Consider the following 23,398-nt stretch of genomic DNA (forward strand, 5'->3'; position numbering starts at 1 on the left):
CGGACGGGTTCAGGCCGCAGACGGCAGGTCGACGAGGCCGGGCGTGGGGACGAGGGCGGCCACCGGCGCGCCGGCGGGGCCGGTCAGGAGGCGGTGGTTGGGGCGGGCGGCGTTGGTGGTGCACGCGCCGAACGGGCCGCCCGGGTCGCGGAGTTGGGCGAGGGTGGGGTCGAGGTGGTCGCGGTGCCACGTCGCGGGCCCGGTGAGGCCGGCCTCGGCGTCGGTGAGCTGCTGGAACGCCAGCCACAGGCCGTGCAGGCGCACCACCGCCTCCGGGTGTTCCTGCCACCTCGCGCACCACGGCCGGTTGGTGCTGATCTCCCGTCCGTACACGGGGAGCAGGAGGTCCTCGACCCACATGCGCAGCGCGGCCAGCTCGGCGGTGTACTGCGGAGGGTCGAACGCCAGGATGCAGATCGACGTGGTCTTCGGCTTCGTCTCGCTCCCCGCGCCGTCCGCACTCGACGGTTCGGGTGCGGCGTCGTCGGAGTCCTCGTTCGCGACGGAGAGATGGTCCAAGACCTGGCGCTGTGCGAGGAGTTCCCGGGTCAGGCGGTCGATGATCGCCCACAGTTCCTCTGTCGCGACCTCCTCGGTCGCGACCGAGCCCGCGCCCGGATCGGGCGCGACGTCGGTGCCGGTGTCGGTGTCGGTGTCGGTGTCGGTGTCGGCAGTGAGTAGTCCCGGTGACAGAGGCTCGAAGTCGGGTTCGGTCATGAGGAAATGGCCCTTTCTCGGCGGGGCGGGGGCAGGCGGCCGGGTCGATCCTGAGGCCGGGGCTCGACCCGGCCGCTCGGGGGTCAGGCCGCGAGTTCGTACTGGGCGGCCTCGGCCAGTCGTGCCTCGGCGATGTCGGCGTACTGCGGCGAGTACTCGACGCCGATGAACCGGCGGCCCTCCATCAGGGCCGCGACCCCGGTCGTGCCCGAACCCGCGAACGGATCCAGGACCACGCCGCCGGGCGGGCACAACGTGACCAACTCGCGCATCACCGACAGCGGCTTCTGCGTGATGTGCTTGCGGTCCTTGCGCGGCTGGGACGCGGTGTACAACCCCGGCAAATAGACCGGGTTCCTGGAGGCATCGACGGCCCCCTTACTGCCCCACACGATGAACTCGCAGGACTGCTTGATCCGGCCCTTCTGCGGCCGGCTCGCGGGCTTGTGCCAGGCGGCGACGCCGCGCCACGTCCACCCGGCCATCTGCATCGCGTCCGTGAGCGACGGCAACTGCCGCCAGTCGATGAACACGATCGCGGTGCCCGTGGGAACCGTGACCCGATACGACTCCCGCAGGATCTCCGTCATCCACCTGGTGAAACTGCGCTGGTCCTTGTTCTCGTCGCCGAAATCCGGGAGCCCACCCTTTTCGGACGTGTACTTGGACCGCGCGCTGCGCGTGGTCCGATCCATGCTCGTGCGCCCGCCGGAGTTGTACGGAGGGTCGGTGACGAGCGCGTCGACGCTTTCGTCGGGGAGCCCCGAGAGAACGCTCAAAGCGTCACCTCGATGCAGGGCGTAGGGCATAGGCGCGAGCCTTTCTCGAAATACGGAGGAGGCCATCCCGGGGTCGTGAAGATCAATCCGCACCGGCGATGGGAAACGGAGACTAGACCCGATGTGTGACGCCACAAAATCGTTCTCCCGATTCCGCCGGTGCGGCACACGGATGCCGCAGAATCGTCGAACGACCCCCGGGAGCTGCGTCGACTGGAACAAACATGCAGGCAGAGACCCTGTGGAATGTCGGGGAATGCCGCGCCATGCCGTGCCGTCCGTATTCATTGATTCACACGGGACTCGTGAATCCTCACGATTTTGCGGCGTCACGACTCGGGTCTAGTCTCCGGTCGTGTTCCAAGGAAGACCCCGACACCCGGGGCGTTCTCCGACCGTGAGGCGCGAAGCCGATCGATCTGCGGAACAGCGTGGCGTAAATGGTGGGATTCACATCGACGCCCGCGTGTTGCCCCGTGTCCAGGCGGGGTGAATCGGATTCCCGGTGCGGTAACACCGGGTCTCCGGACGAAGTCGGGTGCGCGCCGCAACCGGAAACCGAAAGCGGTGCGCGCCCGCCAATGAATCGAGGCGTGATGAAATCGAAACGGATACCGCCCCCGGATATCTCGCGGGCGCAGCGACACTCCTGGCCCTGTCGGATGCGCGAGGGTCGTCCGTGAAGAAGGCGGGGCTCATCGTCGGGGCGATCGCCCTGTCGCCGTTGGTGATGATCGCGCCGATCGTGATCGCGCTGTCGGGCACCGCCTCGGCCAAGTGTGCGAACACCTCGGCGGAGGGCGCGGTCGACTCGGCGGCGATCGCCGAGGAGGTCAAACGCATCCTGGCCGGCCTCAGCGGCAACGTGCACATCCCGCAACTGGCCAACCCGCGCGAGCAGATCCCCAACGCCCAGACGATCGTCGCCACCGGTCAGGCCCTCAAAGTCTCGGCCCGCGGGCAGAGCATCGCCTTGGCCGTGGCGATGCAGGAATCGACGCTGATCAACTTGTCCTATGGGGACAGGGATTCGGTCGGCCTGTTCCAGCAACGCCCCTCTCAGGGCTGGGGCTCGGTCGAGCAGATCATGGATCCGGTCTACTCCAGCACGAAGTTCTACGCGGCCCTCAAGAAGGTCAAGGGCTGGGAGCAACTGACGCTGGGTCAGGCCGCACAGACCGTCCAGCAATCCGGATTCCCCGACGCGTACGACAAATGGGAACCCCTGGCCACGGCCCTCCAGAAGGCCATCGAAGGAGTCCTGCCCCAGATCGGAACGACGCCCGCCCACCCCGCCGCGCTGCCCGTCGCCGTCAACCCCATCGACCGGCCGACCCCGGGCGTCCCGGCACCGCCGATCAGTCCCGCCCCCGCGACCACACCGTCGTCGACCACGCCCTCGACGCCAGCCGCACCACCCCCGCCGCCGGCTCGGGCCGGCCTGGCGGGATGCACCTCCACCGCCGGCTCCGGGGCCGGTGGTGACGGTTCGGGGTTCGGAACCATCCCCGCGGGGGCGCTGCCCGAGGGCTACGCGATCCCCACGGACGCGCCGCCCGCCGTGCAGACGGCGATCCGCTGGGCGCTGGGCCAGCTCGGCACGCCCTACCAGTGGGGCGGCACCTGCACGGACCCGCGCGGCCCGGACCCGATGGGTCGCTGCGACTGCAGCTCGCTCATGCAGCGGGCCTACGCGGCGGCCGGCGTCCAGCTCACCCGCACCACGTACACCCAGGTCAACGAGGGCACGGCCGTCACCGTCGCCGACCTGCGCCCCGGAGACCTCGTGTTCACCCGCGGCACCGCCGCCGTCCCCGAACACGTGGGGATGGTCATCGGCGGCGGTCTGATCGTCAACGCGCCCAAGACGGGCGACGTGACCAGGATCGCGACCATCGCCGCGTGGAAGCCGCAGATCCTCGCGGCCCGCCGCATCGTCGTCGGCTGACCCGGCCACAGCATCCTCGCGCCGCCCCAGGGGCCACGTGATCTCTCGCCGCAGGCGCTCTGCCGCGGCACTCCTCCCTCTCATCGCGCATCGCGCCAGGAGTTCTCATGAAGCTGCTCGAAAAGACCCAGAACCTCGCCTTCGACCCGGGCGTCACGCCGAAGGAAGGCGGGTTGCCGGGCCTGTCCGTCCTGAAGGACGTCGTGAGTTCCGTCAACCTCTTCGGGATCATCGCGATCGTCGGCGCCCTGTGCGTGTCCGGCGCCGTGTGGGCCTGGGGCAACCATTCCGGCTCCCACCAGGCCGAGGCCAACGGCAAGAAGGGCGTGCTCATCTGCAGCGGCGCCGCGCTGCTGCTGGGCGGCGCCAACGGCATCGTCACGTTCTTCTCGGCCATGGGCACCAAAATCCAGTGAAGGGCCGCACGAAGAACCCCGTCACGTACGGCGCGAACCTGGACATGCGCACCCGCATCCTGCTGGGCAGCACGGTGCTGCTCGTCCTGATGGCAGCCACCGCGCTGCTGGCCTGGGCCACCACCGACGACGCCCCCTCGCATCGCGGACCCGACGCGGCGAGCCGCCCTACGGTGGCGCCCAAGGGCGCCACCAAGGAAGCTCCGACGGCCCCCGACACGGGGCTCTCCCGAACCTCGGATCCGGTGGTGTTCGCGAAGGCGTTCGCGAAGGACCTCTGGTCCTACGACACCCGCGTCGACACCCAGACCGGGCATCTCGCCGCGCTGCAGAGCTGGTTGACGCACGAGAGGGACTACGCCGACCCGGACTCCGTCGCCCGCGCGGTCCCGGATCCGATCCTGTGGTCGCGGATGCGCGACGGCGGACAGTACGCCACCGCCGAGGTCGCGGAAGGCCACATCCCCGCCGCGTTCACCGCCGCGCTGAACGCCGAGCCGGACCGGATCACCGACGCCTACGCCTACGCGGTGACCGTCACCGGCAAGCAGACCATCCGCTGGAACGGCTCGGGCGGCGGCGCGGAACCGCGCACGGTCACCCTCGCCGTCCAGTGCCGACCGGACAAGGACTGCGCCCTCGTCGGCATCACGCCGAACGTCGCGCCCTGACCCCGCCCACGTAGAAAGGAGGAATCCCCATGGGGGTCTGCAATGTGCCCTTGGTCGACAAGGTCTGCGACGCGGTGGGAGGCGTCGTCTCCAGTACCGGCGCGGCCATCACCGACGGCATCGGCGCGTGGATGGCCAAGAGCATGGGCGAACTCGCCGCCAGCGCCGCCGACTTGGCCGCACGCGCCGTCGACAACACCACCCGCGTCGACCTGAACGCGAGCTGGTTCCGCGACAACTACGCGCTGCTGCTGCCCATCGGCCTGGTCATGATCGTCGGGACGTTCTGCGCCCAGCTCATCCGGGCCGCGTTCCGCCGGGACGAACAGGCACTCGCCCAAGCAGTCACCGGCACCGTCATCGGCGTCATGTTCCAGTTCGGCGCGATCGCCTTCACATCCGTCGCCCTGACCGTCGTGGACGCCTTGTCCGCCGGGCTGTTCGACGCTGCGGACTCGTCGATCGAGGCGTCGATCCGCCGGATCGTCCAGGTGTCCAGCTTCGGATCGATGTACCCGCTCGGCTGGGCCGTCGCCGCACTCGTCGCCCTGGGATGCGCCGTCGCGTGCTTCCTGTACTGGGGCGTGATGGTCTTCCGCAAGGTGTCCATCCTGATCATGGTCACGCTGGCGGTCTTCGCCGGGGCCGGTGGCGGCTGGGAGGCGGCACGGCGCTGGCGACGCGGCTGGATCGAGGCCACCGCAACGCTCGTCGTGAGCAAACTCCTGATGACCGTGGTCTTCGTGCTGGGCGTCGCGGCCATGGGCAAGTCGGACAGCTCCGACGGCCTGGCGGCCCTGAGCGACGTCATGGCGGGGATCGTCGTGATGGCGATCGTCTTGTGCTGCCCGATGATCACGTACAAGTTCATCCACTGGGCAGGGGAAGGCGGCAACGGCCAGGACCTGCACGGCAGCGCTTCGGCGGGTCTGTCCACCGCCGCGGCGGCTGCGCAGAAGGCCGGCGGCATGGCCATGGGCGGCGGCGCCAAGGGCGGCGCCCCGCAAGGTCCGTTGAAGTTCCCCGGCATGGGCAAGGACGGCGTCCTCGGCGGGATCGACCCCTCCGGCGGAGGCGGTGATGGTGGCGGAGGCGGCGGCGGGCCGACGCAGTTCAAGTTCGGCGAGGACCCCAGCGCTTCGGGCGACAAGGGCCAACCGCTCATCAAGAGGCCGCAGTCCGACGGAGACCAGGGCCAGCCGCTGATCCGCCGGGCAGGAGAACCCGGCCCCTCGGTCACGGCCCCGGAGTCCGGTTCGTCAGCCGCACCTGACTCGACGCCCGCGCCCACCGGTGGCGTGTCCGCCTCCACGAGCGCCGGCACCGCCGCGCCGGCACCCGAGTCGGGATCGACGCCGCCCGCGACCGGAGGGTCGACACCGGCCACCGCCCCGGTCCGCTCGGGGGCACCCTCACGCCCCGCCCCCACAGGGAGCGGCTCGTCGGCACCGGCACCGGCACCGGGCTCCGCGCCTCGCGCCGGAGGGACGACCCCTTCGCCCGCAACGGGGAGCGGACGCCCCGCGCCGATCAATCCGGCCGTCGCTCCCGGAGCGGGTCGCACCGGTCCGTCCCCGCAGGGTTCGGCGACGCCGAACCGCTGGGTCTACCCGAACAAGCCGCCCACCGGCGACTGACGGACGCCACCCGATCGCCGTGTCCGCCGCCGATGACGCGGCGGCGGGCACGGCCCCGCCCCGCCGACCATCCGTCGAAGGAACCACCCCATGACCCTCGAAGAACCCCCTGCCACCGTGCGATTCCCGCACCGCTCCCGGCGCGGCGTCCTCCTCGGCCTCACCTGGCCCCAGCTCATCGTCGCCGCCACCATCGGAATCCTGCTCCTGGCCACCATGCTCACCCTGGGCCTGCTCACAGCCCTCAAACTGATCCCCCTGTGGGCCGTGCTGGCCGCGCTGGTGATCGTCCGCCACCGAGGCCGATCCCTCGCCGAATGGGCACCCATCGCCGGCCGCTACGCCCGCCGCCGTGCCCGCGGCCAACTCGTCTGGCTCGCCCGTCCCGCCTCACGACCGCGCCGCGACGGCGTACTGCACCTGCCCGGCACCGCCGCGTCGGTGCGCGTGGTCACCGCCCCCGGCGGGGAACTCGCCGCCGTCCACGACCCGCACGCCGCCACCCTGACCGCCGTCGTTCGCGTCGCCTCCAGGGCGTTCGCGCTTCTGGACCCGGCGACGCAGAACCACAACGTGCACGGTTGGGGCCGGGTTTTGGCGTCGATGGCGCGGACCGGGCAGATCGCCCGGGTCCAGGTCCTGGAACGCACCGTGCCCTCCAGCGGCGACGCCCTCCAGCGCTACTGGGCCGAGAACGGCAACCCCGACGCGCCGTTCGCCGCCGACATCTACACCGACCTGCTCACCGCCGCCGGACCTGCGGCGGCGCCCCACGAGGCGTACGTGGCCGTCGCGTTGGACCTCACCGCCGCCCGGCGCCTGATCAACCAGGCCGGCGGTGGCCTCACCGGCGCTTTCGCCGTCCTTGCGCAGTTGACCACCACCTTCGACCAGGCCGCGCGACCGGCAGGGGTCATACCGAACGGATGGCTAACTGCTCAAGAGATCGCCGCCGTTGTGCGCACCGCCTACGACCCCGCGTCGCTGACCGCCCTGGACCGCTGGTCCGACGAGGGCCGCGCCCAGGCCGAACCGGCGGCGGCCGGACCCGTGGTGGTCGTCGAGGAGGCGGACCGCATCCGCACCGACACCGCCTTCCACGCCACGTTCTGGATCGAGAACTGGCCGCGCACCGAGACCCACTCCGGGTTCCTCCACCAGTTGCTGTTCACCTCCGGGGTTCGGCGCACCCTCTCCCTCGTCTACACCCCGCAGGGCCTGGAATCCGCGCTGCGCGACGTCCAGCGCCGCAAGGCCACGGTGATCGCCGACGCCAACGAGCGCATCCGCAAGGGCCAGGTCGACAGCGAGTCGGACAGCGTCGAATACGCCGACATCAAACAGCGCGAACGCGAACTGATCGCCGGCCACGCCGATGTCGCCCTGACCGGACTGGTCACCGTGAGCGCCGAGACGAGCAAGGACCTCGACGCCGCCTGTGCGCAGATCGAGACCGCAGCCGTCGCCGCCCTGGTCGACCTGCGCCGCCTCACCTGGCAGCAAGGCGAAGCCTTCACCACGGCCGCCCTGCCCCTCGCCCTCGCCGCCTGACGCTGACGCGCCGTCACCCACCCCCACCGCGAAAGACGGACGCCATGCCCCGCACCCCACAGCAGCCAGACGCGCCGGAATCGAACTTCCTCCTGTTCGCCGCCATCGCCCTCGACTGCCACCGCACCGTCGACCTCCCGGGCCTCACCGGCGCCGCCACCCGCCGCGAACTCGACGACCTCCACGGCCACCTGATCGCCCTGCACCACCTGATCGACGCACACACCACCCGCACCGCGCCGATCGCCGCCGCCGAGGGCGACCACCTCAAGGCCGCCCGCACCCACCTGTGGCAGGCCGCCGAACAACTCCACCACGCCTACCACCACGCACCCCACACCGACGGCGCCACCCCCGACCGCGACGTCTGCCACCGCCGAACCCCCGAAGGCGCACCGGAACTGACCGTGTGCCAGCGCCACATCGGCGCCCTGACCCGAGTCCGCCGCCACGCCACACCCGCCGACCTGCGCAAGAGCGCACCGGGACCGGCCCACCGCACGAAGGAGAAGTAGAGGTGAGCCTCCGCCGCGCCAGCGCCAGCCCGCTGTTCACCCCGGCCGCCGCCCCGCGCGCCGAACGCAAGGCCGCCCGCGCCCAACTCGACCGCGCCCAGGGCCGGGCCCGCCGCGCGGCCGTCCGCGAGAAGCGCCGCACCAGCCCCGCCCCCGACCCGGATCTGGGCCCGACCTACCCGACGTCCGGGCGCTCGGGCCCCGCGTCCGCCCGCGGCGGCAAACTCCGCCTCCCCGCCCACCGCATGACGACCGCCACCGCCGGTGGCGCGTACCCCTTCCTCGCCGAGGGCGGACTCGGAAGCGAAGGGCTCTACATCGGCAGGGATCTCCACGCCGAGGGAGCGTTCTGCTACGACCCGTTCAGCCTGTACCAACGCCTGGAGGGCTTCACCAACCCGAACATCCTGCTGGCCGGGGTGATCGGCATGGGCAAGTCCGCCCTGGCCAAGAGCCTCGCCGTGCGGGCGGTGGCCTGCGGCTACCGCATCTACGTGCCGTGCGACCCCAAGGGCGAGTGGTCTGCGGTCGCCCACGCCCTGGGCGGCACCACCATCGCCCTGGGCCCCGGACTGCCGGGCCGGCTGAACCCGCTGGACGCTCCCGCCCGCCCGTCCTCCGTCGACGCACGCAACTGGGTCGCAGAAGTCCGCAAGCGCCGGCTCCTGCTCCTCAACTCCCTGGCGAAGACCGTGCTGCGCCGCGAACTGCTGCCCATGGAGCACACCGCGTTGGACGTCGCCCTGGACCACGCGGTCAACAACGCGCAAACCGCCGGACGCACCCCGCTGCTCGGCGACGTCGCCCACGTCCTCGGCCATCCGGACCTCCTGGACGAGGCGTTCGGCGAGCACAACGGGCGCCTGGGCCTGGCCGCCGAGGACCTCGCCCACGCCCTGCGCCGTCTGGTCTCCGGCGACCTGGCCGGCATGTTCGACGCCGAATCCACGGCCAGCTTCGACGCCCGCGCACCCATGTTGTCCATCGACCTCTCCCGCTTGGGCGGCGCCGGCGACGACACGGCCCTCGTCCTCGCCATGACCTGCGCCAGCGCCTGGATGGAATCCGCGCTCGCCGACCCCGGCGGAGGCCGCCGCTGGGTCGTCTACGACGAGGCGTGGCGCGTCATGCGCCACGTCCCCCTCCTGGAGCGCATGCAATCCCAGTGGAAGCTCTCCCGAGGCTTGGGAATCTCGAACCTCATGGTGATCCACCGCCTCTCCGACCTGCTCAGCGCGGGCGACGCCGGATCAAAGGGCCGGGCCCTGGCCGAGGGCCTCCTCGCGGACTGCAGCACGCGCATCATCTACCGCCAGGAAGCCGATCAACTCGCCTCCTCCGCATCTTTGTTGGGCCTGACGAGCGTCGAGACCCAGGCAGTGTCCGCGCTGGTCAAGGGACGCGGATTGTGGCGCGTCGCCGGACGAAGCTTCGTCGTCCAACACCTCCTGCACCCCCACGAACTCACACTCTTCGACACCGACGCCCGCATGCACTGAAAACCCCCACGGGTTCACCGGGAACGAGGACCGACATCCCCTCCAAGCCCGGCCGAACCCCGCCGACTGCCTCGACAGCCGCGCGAACGCCGCGCACCGGCTTCGCCTCGATCACCCCCACAGGAGCGTCACTTGAACGACCGCCACCGCGTCGCCTCCGTGCGGCACGCCTCGCCAGCCGAGAAGGCAGCCGCCCAGGACCCCCGCCTCCGGCACGCCTTGGACGCCATCGCGTCCGTGGCCGTCGCCCGACTGCCGATCCCCTTTCACTGGGGCGGAAGCAATCTCGACCGCGCCGACATGATCGAACTCGGCAGGGAGCTGTGGGGAGCCGACGAGATGCGCGAAGCCCTCACAACCGCTCCCGGACAGAAGGTGACGCTGTGCCTGCGCCGCCAGGGCGACGTCCTGGTCGTGCGTCATCCGACCGACCCGGACACCTTCCTCGTCGCGTGCCTGGCCCCCACAAGCGTCAACTTGGACCACGACTGGACCCACGACCCCCACGCCCCCGCCGTACTGCGCATCCCGGCAGACCCGCACCGGGCCGTCGACGCCATCGCCACACACCTACTGCCCCAGCAACAGGCGGCCGTCACCGCGCTGCGACAGGCCGCGGTCGCCGGAGGCACGGAAGTCGTCGTGGGCATCGACCGGACATGGCCGCACCCCGGCCGACTCACCGCCCACGTCACCGACACCGCGCCGTGGAACCTCATGCACGACCTCGAATACCACGGGTTGACGACCGATGGCGACTGCGTCTACGCCCTGCGCGACTGGGACCTGGAACAAGCCAACCACCTCGTCGAGCACCTGCAGGAATGCGACTTCCGCGTCCGCCGAGACCACTCACTGCCGCCACGGGGAACGCGCACGAGCGCCGGCACCACACTCGCCGCGCCGCACACCCCCTCCGCATCCACCGCCCAGGCGGCCCCGGCCACCCGGCCGAGTCGGTTCCCCCGGGCGTGAGCACGCTCGCGGCCCAGCCCCGAACCGCCTGAACCTGCCACCGCCTGTCGCGGTGCGCCTTCTGCCGCTCGGTGAACGGGCCGCATCAACCCCATCCACCCGGGAGCGCCCGACCACCAGCGGAGACGACATCACCCCCGACAACCGTGGCAACGAGAACGAACGCCACCACCAGCAGCCCGACTTCCCCGCCCTGTACAACCTGGCGAACGCCATCGCCGACCGACTGCAGGGCTGGTGGCAAGCCAACGCCAGCCGCCTCCTCGTCTCCGGCCGCCGCGTGCTGGCCGAGACCGTGTGGGAAACAACCATGCTGGTCCGCGCGGTCACCGAGTACCCGTGCCCGCACGCAGCGGTCCTGATCGGACCCGGCGTCGAGCGACTGTTGGTCGCCCCCGACCCCGACAACCGCGAGCGCCACATCGTCGGTTCCCTCGCCCCGTGGGGCGCCGATCCCCGGCACGACTGGCCCCACGACCCCCTCGCCCCACCGGTCGTCGCCATTCCCGACGACCCCGAACAAGCAGCGGCAATCATCAAGACCCGACTCCTTCCGCCGCTGCACGCCGCCCTGGACCGACTCGACCGCATTCCGCAGCGCCGCATCGACACCGGGCCCACCAACCTCGAACCCCACGTGCGCGTCGGCCGCTTTCCGCTGTTCGACATGGCGGTCGCCCACATCACAGAGACCACTCCGCCGCACGCGCTGGACATCCTCAGGGACCACGGGTTCGAAGACGCGGGACCGGGCCGGCTCAGCCTCTACGGCGGCAACATCCCCCTGGCCCGCCGCACCGTGCGGTCCCTACGCGAAGCCGGCGTCGTCGTCCACGCGGACCTGGCGAGAGCGAACTCCCTCGCCGCTCTCGCGCTTGCGATGAAGACCGCATCCCACAGGCGCACCGCCCCACCCAGCAGCGCAACGCGCCCACGACCACCGAGCGCCCCCACCGCCCCCCGCCGCCGCTGACGCGCCGAAGGAAGACGGCACCGCTCCAAGGGTCGACGGCCCGAACGAGAACACGACCCGGCCCCGCCCGCCGATTCCTCGAAAGGAGGACCCCATGCTCGCCGATGGTTCCCCGCCCCTGAACCACTGGACACGACGCTTCGGCACCGTGCGTGAGCGCGACGCCGCCTACGACCACGACCTCGCCCAGGCCCTGGAGACCCTCGGGAAACGCGTGCGTGCGGTGCTCGGCTGGCTGCCGATCAAACGCTCCGGCACCGACCACCACAACATGTCCGAACTCGCCCAGCGCACCTGGGGCCCGACTCGCCTTCGGGACGCGCTCCTGAGGACCCCCGGCCAGAGCCTGCTTCTCGTCGGCAAGCGCGAAGACGAACTCCTCGTCGTGCGCGATCCCGACGATCCGAAACGCTTCGTCGCCGGATCGCTCGCCCCGCGCCACGTGAACCTTGACCACGACTGGGCCTTCGACGGCAACGGACCCGTAGGCATCACCGTCCCGACCGACCCGGAACGCGCCGCAGATGTGATCGCCACCCAGTGGTGGCCGCAACACGAAGCCGCGACCATTCGGCTGCGCGCCGCCGCGCTGGACGGAGGAACCGAAGTCGTCCTCGGCCGCGACCGACACGGCCGTCTGCGGGCACGTGTCCCGGACACCGCGCACCCGGCCGTGACGCGCGCCCTCGAAGACCACGCCATGCGGCCGTGGACCCACTGCGGCTACCTCCTGATGCCCACGGATGAGACCGCGGCCTCGACAGAGCACCTGCTCAGGCACCTGACGCGCGAATCCGTCCGCATCCGCCGCGATCCCAGCCTCGGCGACCCCGACGCGAACCGACGCAGCGCCGCCGCGCTCGTCCTGACGAGCACCGCCTCCCCGGTCCCAGCGTCCCTCCCCCTCCAGCCCTCGGCACTGGGGCGCGTTCACAGCGCGCCGCCGCGCCACCGCTGACCCCTCGAAGGAACGAACCCCATGGCACCCACTCCCCAGCCGGAAGTCTCAGTCGGCCTGCATCCGCAATTCGGCATCGTCGCCCTGACCACCGACAACGCCCCGCCCCTGGCCGCTCGCCTCCTCGACATCGCCGGCTTCGACGCCCGGGGAGTCGGCACGCACGTCCTGGACTACGCCGACGAAGACGTTCTCGACCTGCGACACGCCCACAACGTGGTCACGGTCCTCCGCGAAGCCGGCATCCCCGTCCGCTCCGACCTGCCGCCGACTCCCGAACCGCGCTTCACAGCAGCCGCAACGGCGGCCCCGACGGACACCGTCCCCGTAGCCGCCTCCCAGCCACCGAGGCGATTCACCACCGATCCCGTGACGTCGACCGCGCACGCCCCGCGGCGCTGACCCGAGGAACGCCCATGGCACCCACCGAAGTCGCCGATCCCGACATCGTCATCGGCCGCCGCGACGGCGTCGGCATCGTCGCCGCCAATCACAGCAAGCGACCGGCCGCAGCCCACCTTCTCAACGCCCTCGGCTTCGAACGGACCGCGGAGCGGGGACTGTACGCCCTCACCGCCGGCAACCAGCCCGAAGCCGACCGCGCCGCCCAGGCCGTCGCGATCCTGCGCGCGGCGAAACTCGACGTGGCGGCCGACGTGGCCTTCGAACCCGAACCGGGAACCCTGCGCGCCGCCGCCCCGGCCCAGGCTCCTCGACTGGCCAAAGTCCCAACCACCGCCCACGGCGCGGATGTCGCTTTCGGGATGCACCCCACCGACGGCATCACCGCCGCCTTCACCGACAACCACCCCAACGCGGCGATGGTGCTGGGGGTCGCGGGATTCCGCCGCGCCAAGGATCTCGACGTGTACACGCTGCCAGCCGGTACGGACCCAGTCGCCGCCAGCGAGAGTGTTCGCGCCGCGACGCAGGTTCTGCGCGCCACGGGATCCACCGTTCACATCCTGCCCGGCACGCTCACCGATCCCAAGCCCGAACCGAATCGCTCCGCGGTTCTCGACGCCGACAAGCCGTGGCAGGGCGAGAAAAAGGACAGGGCGGTCGACGTGGCCGAAGTCCTCGACGGGCCGACCGGCGCGCGGGCCCTCGTCGATGCCCTGCGGCGGCTGCTGCGCGCCGCTGCGGCATGGTCTGCGGCCCGCGTGGCGACTCTGGGGCCCTCGCTGGCGGAACGTCTGACCGACGCGGCAACCCGTCTGGAGCAGGTCGGTGCCAGCCTCGACGCGGCCAGCGACCGCCTGCGCTCCGGCCGGCCGGCCGAAGCCGTCACGGATCCAGCCCCCGCCACGAAGCAATCGCCGCCCCCGGTCGAAGTCGAACCGCAAGCCTTCGACGCCTTCGTGGGAAAGGGAGCCGACGCAGCGACCATCTCCCGCGCCCTGGACCAACTCACCTCCCAAACGGGGCCGTTGGCCAACGCCCACCGCTTGGTCGACTCGGCCGCCCAGCGCTGCGCGGAACTCCCGGGTGAGCTCGGCGCCGAACTGTCGACCGAACTGGCCGCCTCGTCCCGTCGCCTGGGCAACATCGGCCACTCGCTGCTGTACGTCAGCGACCACCTCGCGGACACGCCCGCCGCGACACCGTTCACCACGCCGGTCTCCGCACGAGCGGCAGCCGCACGCTCGACCACCCGGACAGGTGCCGCAGTCGCGCCCACTCCCACGACTCCTGCGGCGGCACAGCCCGCGCGTACCCCGGCAGACAACGCCCGCTCGCGATGAGCTCGGTCCGCGGCAGGCCCCGCGGCACCGCCATCGGTTCGACCCGCAGTACCACCGACCCGCGACAGTCAGGAACAAAAGGAGACCATGAGCATCGAATACGACCAGATCATGCATCGCAGCACCGCGAGTGGCAGCATCGTCATCCGCTCCTTCGACGAGCAACGCGACGATCGTGTCGCGAAGTTGCTCATGGGCACGGGATTCCGTTGGTCCCCCGACGAATCCGCATTCTCCCTGCGTGAGGGGCTCTCGTTCCAAGAGGAGCGCGACCTTGCGTCCACTGCCGTCGCCGCGCTGAGCGCGGGCCACGTCCTGCTCCTGGTCGACAGCGAACTGCGCGATCTGCCCATCCACGTACAACAACCGCTCGACACGAATCTCGGCCTCCCCCACGTCGCCCACCAGGTCTCGCTCCGCCCCCATCCCCATGCCCAGGCAGCGCTGGTGGAGACGCTCCTGGACGACGACTACGGGGCCCTGAGCGGGATCGAATTCCTCGTCCTGACTCTGCGCGAACGCGTCGAAGACCATCCCGGTCCCGAACGGAACTCCATCGATTCGGCCCTGCACAGCGCCGCGACCCATCTGGCCGCCGCCATTCAGGACCTGGACCTCGCCGCACACCACCTCGCGCAGTGGAATCCCCCCAAAGCGAAACCCGCGCCCACCGCCGACTTTCACCTCGCGGCATACGCCCTCCGAGCCACCGCCGCGCGCACGACCTCCGCCGCCACCAGTCGGGCCACCGCCCTCCCCAACCCCGCCGAAACGGTCGCGCGGCCGAGCCCTCCAGCACGTACGCGCCGATGACCGGCGGCGCTCGGACGGCCGCCCGCACACCCTCACACACCCGAAAGGAGGCCGCTGGTGCCCACCCCTGACGAGCAGCCGCGTACCCCGCCCGCGAGCGTCGAGGACCTCCAGGCGCTGACCACCGCTCTCTCCGCCGCCGACCCCAATGACGTCGCGAACATCCTGTTCGCCGCAGTCGACGACAGTCCCCTCTTCGCGGCCCTGGACAAGCTCCTGGCCACCGCCGCGAAGGGCACCTACGACGCCCCCCAGGGCGGGCAGGCACGCGATCGCCTGCGTGTAGCCCGAGTCGAACTGACGCGAGCCGCCCAGCTCATCACCAGCGCCGGTGAATATCTCCAGGCGTGGGATGCCATCCCCAAACGTGCCACGAACCCCCGCCCCGTCCGCGAGACCACCGAGGCCCCGAAGCGGGCCGGCATCGACGACCGGGCACGGACGGTCCGCGCACTCACCGGACCCGAGGGCGCTCGCGCCGCAGCCACACGTCCCGCGCCGACCCCGGACACGCCCGCCCCGCCCCGCCCGGTGCTGCCTCCGCCCTGGCTCCCCCCAGCCCAGGACCCGACCCACCCCACGCGCTGACCACCCCACCTCCCGCGAGGACCCCATGGTCCTTGTTGGTACACCCGGCTACCAGAACGTGCGGAAAGGCGAGTCAGGTAACTGCGGGGCGGTGAGGCCCGCCCCGGAGCTTTCCCGCCACCACCGATAGGAGATCCGCCTTGCACGAAGCACCAGCAGAGCCGTTCATGACGATCCGGCACACCATCACCGGCGAGATCACCACCACCGGCTACAACGCCGCCGCCCGGCGGATCCTGCTCCAAGCCGGCTTCGACGAGACGCCAGGCTGCGCCTGCCGAGCGACGGAACCCGGTACGAAGCGGACGCACGGGCCTGCTCGGCAGCCGGCGAGCTGCCCGTCGCCCACCATCCCCTGCACCTGGACCGAGCCCTCGGTCGGCCGGTGAGCGCCGACGGTACGCCCCGGTTGGCCCGGTCGCCGATGTCGACACAGTCCGTGATCCTTCCGAGAGCGGCCGGCCTCTCCAGCTCATCGCCAACCCCGCCCGCACCCGCATGAAGGGGCCTCGTTTTGACCACACCCGGAACGCCTACCGGTCCAGCGCGCACCAGGGGCGGCGAACTCCGGGCCAAGGTGGCCCGACTGCTGGCCGACCGGCCGACGGACACGTTCACCATCGGGGACATGGCCAGGCAGGTGGGCCACTCCCACGGCGCCGTCCGCAACGCCGCCCTCACCCTGGTACGACGCGGCGAGGCCGACCAAGGCGGAACCGGACAACCGGAGCTCCGCGCGAACGCGAAAACCGCCGCAGCCGCGCAGACCGCTGTGATCAGCCCACCGGGCACCCACCCTGCCCGCGCCCCGGCGGCCACGGCCCGCACGACCATTCCCGCAGCAGCGCCCAGGCAGACCGGCCCGATCCGCCGCGCGGGGGGCCAGCTCTACCACCCCCGGGAGCTGGCCGATCTGCCCGACGTCGACGCTCTGAATCGCCTGCGCGACGCCGACGTGCCGCTGCTGCTCTACGGTCCTCCGGGCACCGGCAAGACGTCGTTGGTGGAGGCGGCGTTCCCGGACCTGCTCACCGTCGCCGGTGACGGCGACACCACGGTCGGCGACTTGATCGGCGAGTACACGCAGGCTGACAGCGGAGGCTACGTCTTCCAGTACGGTCCGCTGGTCACCGCGATGACCGAGGGCCGTGCCCTGCTGATCGACGATGCCACCTTGATCTCACCCAAGGTCCTGGCGGCGCTGTATCCCGCGATGGACGGGCGCCGACAGATCCAGGTCAAGGCCCACAAGGGCGAGACCGTCAAGGCCGAGCCCGGCTTCTACGTGGTGGCGGGCCACAATCCCGGCGTCCACGGGGCCGTTCTGACGGAGGCACTCGCGAGCCGGTTCAGCGTGCAGATCCAGATCGGCACGGACTACGACCTCGCCCTGGCCTTGAGGATCGATGCCCGGGTGGTCCGGGTCGCCCGACACCTCGCCCACCAAGTCGAACTGGGTGAGCTGGGCTGGGCCCCCCAACTGCGAGAGCTGCTCAGCTATCAGAAGACCGAGGCCGTCCTCGGCACCAAAGCCGCGCTCGCGAACCTGGTCGGCATCGCTCCTGTGGAGGATCGCGACGCCGTCGCCGCTGCCGTCGTCAAGGTTGCCGGCGTCAGGGAGGTCGCCCCGCTCACCCTCGGCAAGCAGCTTCCCGCCTCGGCCGTCCGGCAGCCCCCGGGCAGCACCGGCACCGCACACCGGGGCCACTCGCGATGAGCGCCCACCACCACGTCCAGTCTCTGGCCACCACGCCGGACGACGACGCCGACCTCGCGCGATGGGACGACGACGGCGCCCCGCCCGCGCAACCCCGTTCCTCCCCGGACGCGTGGCTGCGCGTGGGAGCCGAACTCGGCGATCGGCTGGTCGCCCTCTCCGGCCGCCAAGACCTCCTCGTCACCTGCCGCCCCGGCACGCGCAGCGGCGCACCGGCCGCGTTCTTCCCCACTCTGGGCGAGGTCGAGTTCGACGCCACGCTGTTCGCCCCGCTCCAGCCCCACGAGATCCATCCGCGGATCGTGGGCGACGAGGAGAGGTATCCCGCCGCCTGGGGAGTATTCGTCCACGAGGCCGCGCACGCGGCCCACTCCGTCTGGACGGCGCCGGCCGGAGCGAACCCCCGTGTCGTCGAGGCCGCGCTCCTGCTGGAGGAGAGCCGCGTCGAAGGCGCACACCTGAGCACGCGTCCCACGGACCGCACGTACCTGCGCACCAGTGCCCGAACCCTGGTCATGCCCGACGTCGCCCAGCCCACCCTCCAGGGCATCGAGCACGCCGCCGCCGTGGCGGCCCTGGTCCTCGGCCGCCGTGACGTCGGCATCCTGGACGCCGGCGAATCCCGGGCCGTCGCCGATCTGTGCGAAAAGGTGCTGGGCGCAAACCTGCTGGCCACACTCGCCCGCATCTGGACCGCAGCCCACCGGTGCGCCGACCACGACGCCACGACCATGCTCGCCCACGCTCAAGACTGGTGCGACGCCCTGGACACCGCGGCCCTCGCCCTGCCCGTGCCGGAGAACCTCACCGATCTGCTGTCCGGCGCCGTGGGGGTCGTCATGGACAGCACGGCAGCCACCGACGCCGCCGACCTCGCGGCACAGGCCGCAGCGACCACCGCCACGGCCGCGCGGTCCAAGGCGCAGGCTCAGGACCGCGCCCAGCGGGCCGGCCGGCGACGCAAAGCCGCCACCATCGCCAAGAGCGTGTTCAACGCCGGCGGCACCACCGTCAACCCCGACGGCACACCGGCGCCCCACGGCAACCCGGTCACCGGCACCCGCAGGCCCACCGCCACCGAGCAGAGTGCCGCCGCGCGCCTGAGCCGCGCCCTGCGTGCCGCCGCCTACCGCGAGCGGACCGAGGAGCGGACCACCAGCCCCACCCCGCCCGGCCGCCTCAACATGCGCGCCGCCCTCGCCCGCGACGCCCAGCGCGCGGCCGGGTCGGTCCCCACCGCACAGCCGTTCACCCACACCCGCCGCCGCAGCTCGCCCACCCCACCGCTGCGTGTGGGTATCGCCGTCGACGTCTCCGGCTCCATGAGTGCCGCCTGCGCGCCCGTCGCGTCCGCTGCCTGGATCGTGGCACGCGCGGCAGCCCTCACCGACCCCGACTCCCTTACCGCCACCATCGCCTACGACACGCACCTGACCGCATTGACCCGACCCACCCACCGAGCACCAGAGCGCGTGACGACGGTCAAAGCCAACGGCCGCAGCCACAACCTCGGCGACGCCATCGACGCACTCGACCACGGCCTCGAACTCAGCCGCCCCGGCGCCGGCCGCCTCCTCGTGATCGTCACCGACGCCGTCTATACCCCCGACGAAACCGCTCAAGCCGTCACCCGCGTCAAGCAGCTCACGACCGCCGGCTGCGCCGTACTCCAGCTCACCCTCACCGCAAAGTCCCGCCACTTGCCGGGGACCACCTTGCTGCACCTGACCCAGCCCTCCAGCGCTCCCGTCGCCATCGCCACGGCGGCCACAGACGCCATCCGCAGAACACGCTGAGACGTCGCAGAAGGCGGAAGCGTCCCCGAGACCACCGCCAAGCACTCTCCAGACCACCTCCGTCCGCCGCATGAATCGTGCATCTGATGCACGACCCTCCGCAACGGCGCGAGCCACCACCCCAACCGCCAACGAAAGGCACTCGATATGCCGCAGACCAGCAGCCCGACCTCGAACGTAACGCCCAAACGGAATTCCCCGGGGGTGGCCACCCACTGGACCATCGACCACGTCTGCGGCCACCAGGCCGACAAGGACCTCTCCCACAAAGCCGCCGACGAGCGCGCGGGATTCGCCCGGTGGCTGGCCACCCGCGACTGCACCGCCTGTTGGCAGGCCGCCCGCACCACCGACACCGACGACACCGCGACCTGGATCGCCGGGCGCCGCGCCGCCGAGCAGGAGGCCGCCGACACCTGGGCCCACCAGTTCGACATGCAGCCCCTGACCGGCACCGACAAGGCCGTCCAGTGGGCGACCCGCTGCCGCCACCAGCTCGTCACCGCCGCCCACACGAGCCTCGTCATCGAAGGCGACCTCGACGAACAAGCCTGGCAGGACATCGAGCAGGCCGCCCGCACCATCGGCCGGGCCGGCTGGTGGATCGACCAGCGCGACGCAGACCCCACGGACCTGCCCGAACTCGTCGCCGCGGCCACCACCGCCGACCGTCCTCACGAGAACCCGTTCTGATGCGATCCCCGACGTGGGAGGGCGCGGACGTCCTCGGGAGCGACACCTGGATCCCCGTCGAACCGTCCTCGGCGGACTCCGCGAGCCTGGTCGCCGACCGGTGGCCACACCTGACCCTCGTCGCCTCCGCGGTCGTGCGCGACCGGCGGGACCGGCCCGGGCACGTGCTGGTCGCCTACGACTCGCTCGCTACCCACGCGGACCGCCGGTTCCTGGCCGTCGCGATGTACAGCGACCGGCGCGAACGCCTCTTCGAGATGAGCCACCACCATGCCCCGACGCTGGCGTTGGCCAGCGCCTGGCTGCGGGAGCACCACGGCGACACCCGGCTGGAACTGTCCACGGCGATCCTGCGGAACGCCCGCGAAGCCGCCGCCCTCGGCCGCACCCTCACCCCGCAGGCGCTGCCGACGCCGGCGACCACGGAGGCACCCATCCCGCCGCGCGCTCTCGGCCGATAGCCCCGCTCCCAGGAAGAGACCTCATGACCGATCACCCCCTGTACGGCCGGCCCACGAGCGCCCACCTGCGCCAAACCAAGTGGCATCCCATCGACTACGAGAGCGCCTACGACCCGGCCGTCCTGATCAGCCGCCGCGCCCCGGACCGCGAACCCATCGCCGAAGGAGGCATCGGGATCTCCCGGGACGTCCTCCTCGCCGCCGGCTTCGGCGAAACCACGAACTCCGGTCCACTCGACCGCGAATACTCCCTGACCTCCGGCGACCCCCACGACGACCTCGCCCAATGCGCCCGCGCCGTCGCCGCAGTGGCCGCGGCCGACTACCCCGTCACCGTCGCTGGCCACCTGTTCGAGCCCGAGAACGACCTGCTTCCTCACCTGTCGACGGCAGCCCTGATCGCCACGGTCGAGGGCATCCAGTCCCTTCCCGGGCCCGCCGACGTGGCCAGCCTCACCCACTGCCTCCTCGACCCCGGCCACGGCCTGCTCACCCGCGTCAACGACACCCTCGACACCCTCAGGCAACGCCAATTCCCCCGGGGCCACCACAAGGAAGCCGAGCGCATCCGCCGTGCCGCCGGCATGACCACGGCCGCGACCGAGACCGCCCGCCTCCTCTACGCCCTGCGCGGGTTCCACGTGCCAGCGAAGACCACACCCGCCACGACGCGAAGCGCCCCCAACGCCGCACTTCCCGAAGTGGAACTTCGCGACGACAACGGACTGGTCGTGGCCCACGGGGCCGATCACACAGCGGCACGACTGCTGGAACGAGCCGGTTTCGCCGAGTCCGCGTTCGCCCCCGACCGACACCAACTCCCGCCCGACAGCGCGGAATGGCTCGTGCAGAAACGGTGCACACAGGCCACCCGCCTGCTCACCGCGATCGGCCACACCGTGCACGTCGACCCCGGGTTGCTGGCCGGTCGGAACTCGCACCTGGGGCCCTGGATGGCACCGGCCATCGCCGACGTCGTCGACCGCCTCCGCGACGACGTCCGAACCGACACCCCGACCCTTACCCACCTGCTCCTGGACCACGACGGCACGGTCCAGCGCGTTCGAGAGTGCCTCGACGAGCTGGCCTGGCACCTCGCCGATCAAGGCGCATACGAGCGTGGGTGGAACGTCCTCGACATCTCCCGCCAAGTCGGCGCCGCCCACGAAGGCCCTCACCTCCCCACGCCCACCGCAACCCGCCGCACCCGCACACAAGGCATGGCGCCCTCACCCACCTCACTCACCACCACCGCCGCCGCGACGTCGACACCCACGGGCACCGCCGCACCCCGACCGCGCAAGCGCTGAAACCGGTACCACCGACGGGAGGTTCGTCCTGCTGATCCCCGCCATGTCCACCATCGCCGACACCCGCGACGTCCTCGATCTCCTCACCGACCGGCGCGGCAATCCGGCCCCCATGCAAGTGATCCACGACGCCGCCACCGCGGACCGCTCCGGCACCGCCCCCTGGTGCGATCACACACGCGATCGCCTGGCACGAGCAATCGACCTACCCGGTTCCCTGTACCGCATCGACCGCGACGACCTAGCGCGGTCACTCCGCGCCGGGCCAGGGCCGCGGCGAGCCGGCCCGGGCCGCAGCCGATGTCGAGGGTGGGGCCCGTACATCGCGCCAGCATCGTGTGGTCGGCGGTGTCCGGATCGGCGCACCAGCGGGCCAGTTCGAGCCGCTGCACTCGGCCGCCGTGGCGGCGTAGGTAGAGCGCGCCACCGTCGCGCAGGGCGGAGGCGTAGGGGTCGGCCTCTCGGAGGAGCGTCATGCGTACACCTCGGCCGCTCGGGCTGCCTCGGATGTCCGGGGCGCTTCGGTCACCTCGGGGGCGTCGGTCACTGCGGGGGTGTCGGTCACCTCGGGGGCGTCGGTCACCGCGGGTGCTGCGGACGCTCCGGACGCCTCGGACGCTTTGGATACCTCGGACGCTTTGGATACCTCGGATGCTTTGCGCGCCTCGGATACTTTGCGCGCCTCGGGTGCTTTGCGTGCCTCGGGTGCTTCCGGTGCCTCGGTGCCGAGGAGTGCGCGGGCCACGCCGGCGCAGTGCGTGTCCAGCGACCCGTGGGCGACCGCGGCCAGGTCCTCGATCGTGTCGATGTCGGTCAGGGTCGGCAGGTCGCGTACCGACAGGCCGGCCGCGATCAGGCGGGCGCGCTGTACGGCCCCGGTCCGCGGTACCGACATCGGCACGCCGGGGAACACCGTCGGATCCGGTTCGCGCAGGCCGATCGCCCAGAAGCCGCCGTCGGTCGCGGGGCCGAACCACGCGTCGGCGGCGGACCAGTCCACGGTGAGCAGCGCGGGCGTGATCTGCGGCGTGTCCATGCCCACGAGCAGCGTCGGCCCGGCGCAGCCGGCGAAGGCCGCGGCCAGGCGCAGGTCCAGGCCGCCGGCGCACTGCGGCACGACCTCGAAGCCGGCGGGCAGCCACGGGCCCGGTTCGCCGTCGAGGACGAGCACGCGCCGGTCGGCGGGCGTGGCCAGGACTGCGGCGAGCGTGTCGGCGAGCGCGGCCTCGGCGACCGCGGCGGCCTGGCCGGGGGTCAGCGGCGGGGTGAGCCTGGTCTTGACCCGGCCCGGCACGGGTGCCTTCGCGATCACCACGAGCGTGCTCATGCGCCGACTCCCGGGCGGGCGAGGACCAGGCTCATGTCGCGCACGGCGGTGACCGTGCCGCGGACGGTGCCGGTGACCTTCGAGCGGCCCGAGCGAGGCAGGTAGCGCACGTCGACCTCGGCGATCCGCCAGCGCGCGTCCGCCGCGCGGACCACCGTCTCCAGGGGGTAGCCGGAACGGCGGTCGACGAGGTCGAGCCCGAGCAGGTCCACCCGCCGCGCCGCGCGCATCGGGCCCAGGTCGTGCAGTCGCGCGCCGGTGCGAACGCGCAGCCGGCGGGCGAGTACCGCGTTGGCCGCCCGGGCGTGC

General features: G+C 71.7%; 22 protein-coding genes and 2 pseudogenes. 20 read left to right on the plus strand and 4 right to left on the minus strand.

Translation table 11 applies throughout. From position 1 onward, the window contains the following. Window positions 1-9 precede the first annotated feature (9 nt). Window positions 10-717 carry a DUF4913 domain-containing protein gene (locus GT354_RS52930; protein ID WP_202512634.1) on the minus strand — a complete coding sequence of 236 codons (708 nt, stop codon included), beginning with the start codon at window positions 715-717 and terminating at the stop codon, window positions 10-12. 83 nt (window positions 718-800) lie between these two features. After that, a complete protein-coding gene (locus GT354_RS34800) occupies window positions 801-1,526 on the minus strand; it encodes a site-specific DNA-methyltransferase (RefSeq protein ID WP_161360367.1) in 726 nt (241 codons plus the stop codon). Between the two features lie 700 nt (window positions 1,527-2,226). Here GT354_RS34800 and GT354_RS34805 point away from each other — a divergent pair. The 20 genes from GT354_RS34805 to GT354_RS34900 all read left to right on the plus strand — a co-directional run bounded on the left by GT354_RS34805 (window position 2,227) and on the right by GT354_RS34900 (window position 21,762). Next, window positions 2,227-3,444, plus strand: a complete 1,218-nt coding sequence (locus tag GT354_RS34805) for a C40 family peptidase (protein WP_161360389.1) — start codon at window positions 2,227-2,229, stop codon at window positions 3,442-3,444. Between the two features lie 107 nt (window positions 3,445-3,551). Further along, the gene (locus GT354_RS34810; protein ID WP_161360368.1) at window positions 3,552-3,860 is read left to right on the plus strand and encodes a DUF6112 family protein; all 309 of its coding nucleotides are present in this window, start codon (window positions 3,552-3,554) and stop codon (window positions 3,858-3,860) included. Then, complete coding sequence (locus tag GT354_RS34815; protein ID WP_346012320.1) at window positions 3,857-4,531, plus strand: hypothetical protein; 675 nt, start codon at window positions 3,857-3,859, stop codon at window positions 4,529-4,531. Before GT354_RS34810 ends, GT354_RS34815 begins: the two co-directional genes overlap by 4 nt. A gap of 29 nt (window positions 4,532-4,560) precedes the next feature. Beyond that, complete coding sequence (locus tag GT354_RS34820) at window positions 4,561-6,168, plus strand: ATP-binding protein (RefSeq protein ID WP_161360369.1); 1,608 nt, start codon at window positions 4,561-4,563, stop codon at window positions 6,166-6,168. Window positions 6,169-6,258: 90 nt separating this feature from the next. After that, the gene (locus tag GT354_RS34825; protein WP_161360370.1) at window positions 6,259-7,719 is read left to right on the plus strand and encodes an SCO6880 family protein; all 1,461 of its coding nucleotides are present in this window, start codon (window positions 6,259-6,261) and stop codon (window positions 7,717-7,719) included. 44 nt (window positions 7,720-7,763) lie between these two features. Then, window positions 7,764-8,234 carry a DUF6238 family protein gene (locus GT354_RS34830; RefSeq protein WP_161360371.1) on the plus strand — a complete coding sequence of 157 codons (471 nt, stop codon included), beginning with the start codon at window positions 7,764-7,766 and terminating at the stop codon, window positions 8,232-8,234. A gap of 2 nt (window positions 8,235-8,236) precedes the next feature. Further along, on the plus strand, window positions 8,237-9,733 hold the full coding sequence (locus GT354_RS34835) for an ATP-binding protein (RefSeq protein ID WP_161360372.1): 1,497 nt from the start codon (window positions 8,237-8,239) through the stop codon (window positions 9,731-9,733). Between the two features lie 132 nt (window positions 9,734-9,865). Then, the gene (locus tag GT354_RS34840) at window positions 9,866-10,708 is read left to right on the plus strand and encodes a hypothetical protein (protein ID WP_161360373.1); all 843 of its coding nucleotides are present in this window, start codon (window positions 9,866-9,868) and stop codon (window positions 10,706-10,708) included. Window positions 10,709-10,760: 52 nt separating this feature from the next. Continuing rightward, complete coding sequence (locus tag GT354_RS34845) at window positions 10,761-11,681, plus strand: hypothetical protein (protein WP_161360374.1); 921 nt, start codon at window positions 10,761-10,763, stop codon at window positions 11,679-11,681. Between the two features lie 94 nt (window positions 11,682-11,775). Next, window positions 11,776-12,639 (plus strand): hypothetical protein, encoded by an 864-nt coding sequence (locus GT354_RS34850; protein WP_161360375.1) that lies wholly within the window; start codon window positions 11,776-11,778, stop codon window positions 12,637-12,639. A 21-nt stretch (window positions 12,640-12,660) separates the two neighbouring features. After that, window positions 12,661-13,041, plus strand: a complete 381-nt coding sequence (locus tag GT354_RS34855; protein WP_161360376.1) for a hypothetical protein — start codon at window positions 12,661-12,663, stop codon at window positions 13,039-13,041. 14 nt (window positions 13,042-13,055) lie between these two features. Next, the gene (locus GT354_RS34860; protein ID WP_161360377.1) at window positions 13,056-14,384 is read left to right on the plus strand and encodes a hypothetical protein; all 1,329 of its coding nucleotides are present in this window, start codon (window positions 13,056-13,058) and stop codon (window positions 14,382-14,384) included. Window positions 14,385-14,471: 87 nt separating this feature from the next. Further along, on the plus strand, window positions 14,472-15,197 hold the full coding sequence (locus tag GT354_RS34865; protein ID WP_161360378.1) for a hypothetical protein: 726 nt from the start codon (window positions 14,472-14,474) through the stop codon (window positions 15,195-15,197). 57 nt (window positions 15,198-15,254) lie between these two features. Continuing rightward, window positions 15,255-15,785, plus strand: coding sequence for a hypothetical protein (locus tag GT354_RS34870; RefSeq protein WP_161360379.1), 531 nt, complete (start codon window positions 15,255-15,257; stop codon window positions 15,783-15,785). A gap of 167 nt (window positions 15,786-15,952) precedes the next feature. Next, window positions 15,953-16,174, plus strand: coding sequence for a hypothetical protein (locus GT354_RS34875; protein ID WP_161360391.1), 222 nt, complete (start codon window positions 15,953-15,955; stop codon window positions 16,172-16,174). A 188-nt stretch (window positions 16,175-16,362) separates the two neighbouring features. Beyond that, the gene (locus tag GT354_RS34880) at window positions 16,363-17,502 is read left to right on the plus strand and encodes an AAA family ATPase (RefSeq protein WP_161360392.1); all 1,140 of its coding nucleotides are present in this window, start codon (window positions 16,363-16,365) and stop codon (window positions 17,500-17,502) included. After that, window positions 17,499-19,298, plus strand: a complete 1,800-nt coding sequence (locus GT354_RS34885; RefSeq protein ID WP_161360380.1) for a hypothetical protein — start codon at window positions 17,499-17,501, stop codon at window positions 19,296-19,298. Before GT354_RS34880 ends, GT354_RS34885 begins: the two co-directional genes overlap by 4 nt. A 204-nt stretch (window positions 19,299-19,502) precedes the next feature. Further along, window positions 19,503-19,991: a hypothetical protein gene (locus GT354_RS34890; RefSeq protein WP_346012321.1), complete on the plus strand. Its 489-nt coding sequence runs from the start codon at window positions 19,503-19,505 to the stop codon at window positions 19,989-19,991. Beyond that, window positions 19,991-20,452 carry a hypothetical protein gene (locus GT354_RS34895; protein ID WP_161360382.1) on the plus strand — a complete coding sequence of 154 codons (462 nt, stop codon included), beginning with the start codon at window positions 19,991-19,993 and terminating at the stop codon, window positions 20,450-20,452. The genes GT354_RS34890 and GT354_RS34895 overlap by 1 nt, the downstream gene beginning before the upstream one ends. Before the next feature lie 23 nt (window positions 20,453-20,475). Beyond that, window positions 20,476-21,762 carry a hypothetical protein gene (locus tag GT354_RS34900; protein ID WP_161360383.1) on the plus strand — a complete coding sequence of 429 codons (1,287 nt, stop codon included), beginning with the start codon at window positions 20,476-20,478 and terminating at the stop codon, window positions 21,760-21,762. Window positions 21,763-22,537: 775 nt separating this feature from the next. Here the strand turns inward: GT354_RS34900 and GT354_RS34905 are convergent. Both GT354_RS34905 and GT354_RS34910 read right to left on the minus strand, forming a co-directional pair. Continuing rightward, a pseudogene (locus tag GT354_RS34905) lies at window positions 22,538-23,089 on the minus strand (TIGR04282 family arsenosugar biosynthesis glycosyltransferase); the annotation flags it as partial. Next, window positions 23,086-23,398 (minus strand): annotated as a pseudogene (locus GT354_RS34910) (glycosyltransferase); the annotation flags it as partial. The pseudogenes GT354_RS34905 and GT354_RS34910, both read right to left, overlap by 4 nt.

The sequence above is a fragment of the Streptomyces sp. SID3343 genome (assembly GCF_009865215.1).
In the GTDB taxonomy this organism is placed as follows: Bacteria; Actinomycetota; Actinomycetes; order Streptomycetales; family Streptomycetaceae; genus Embleya.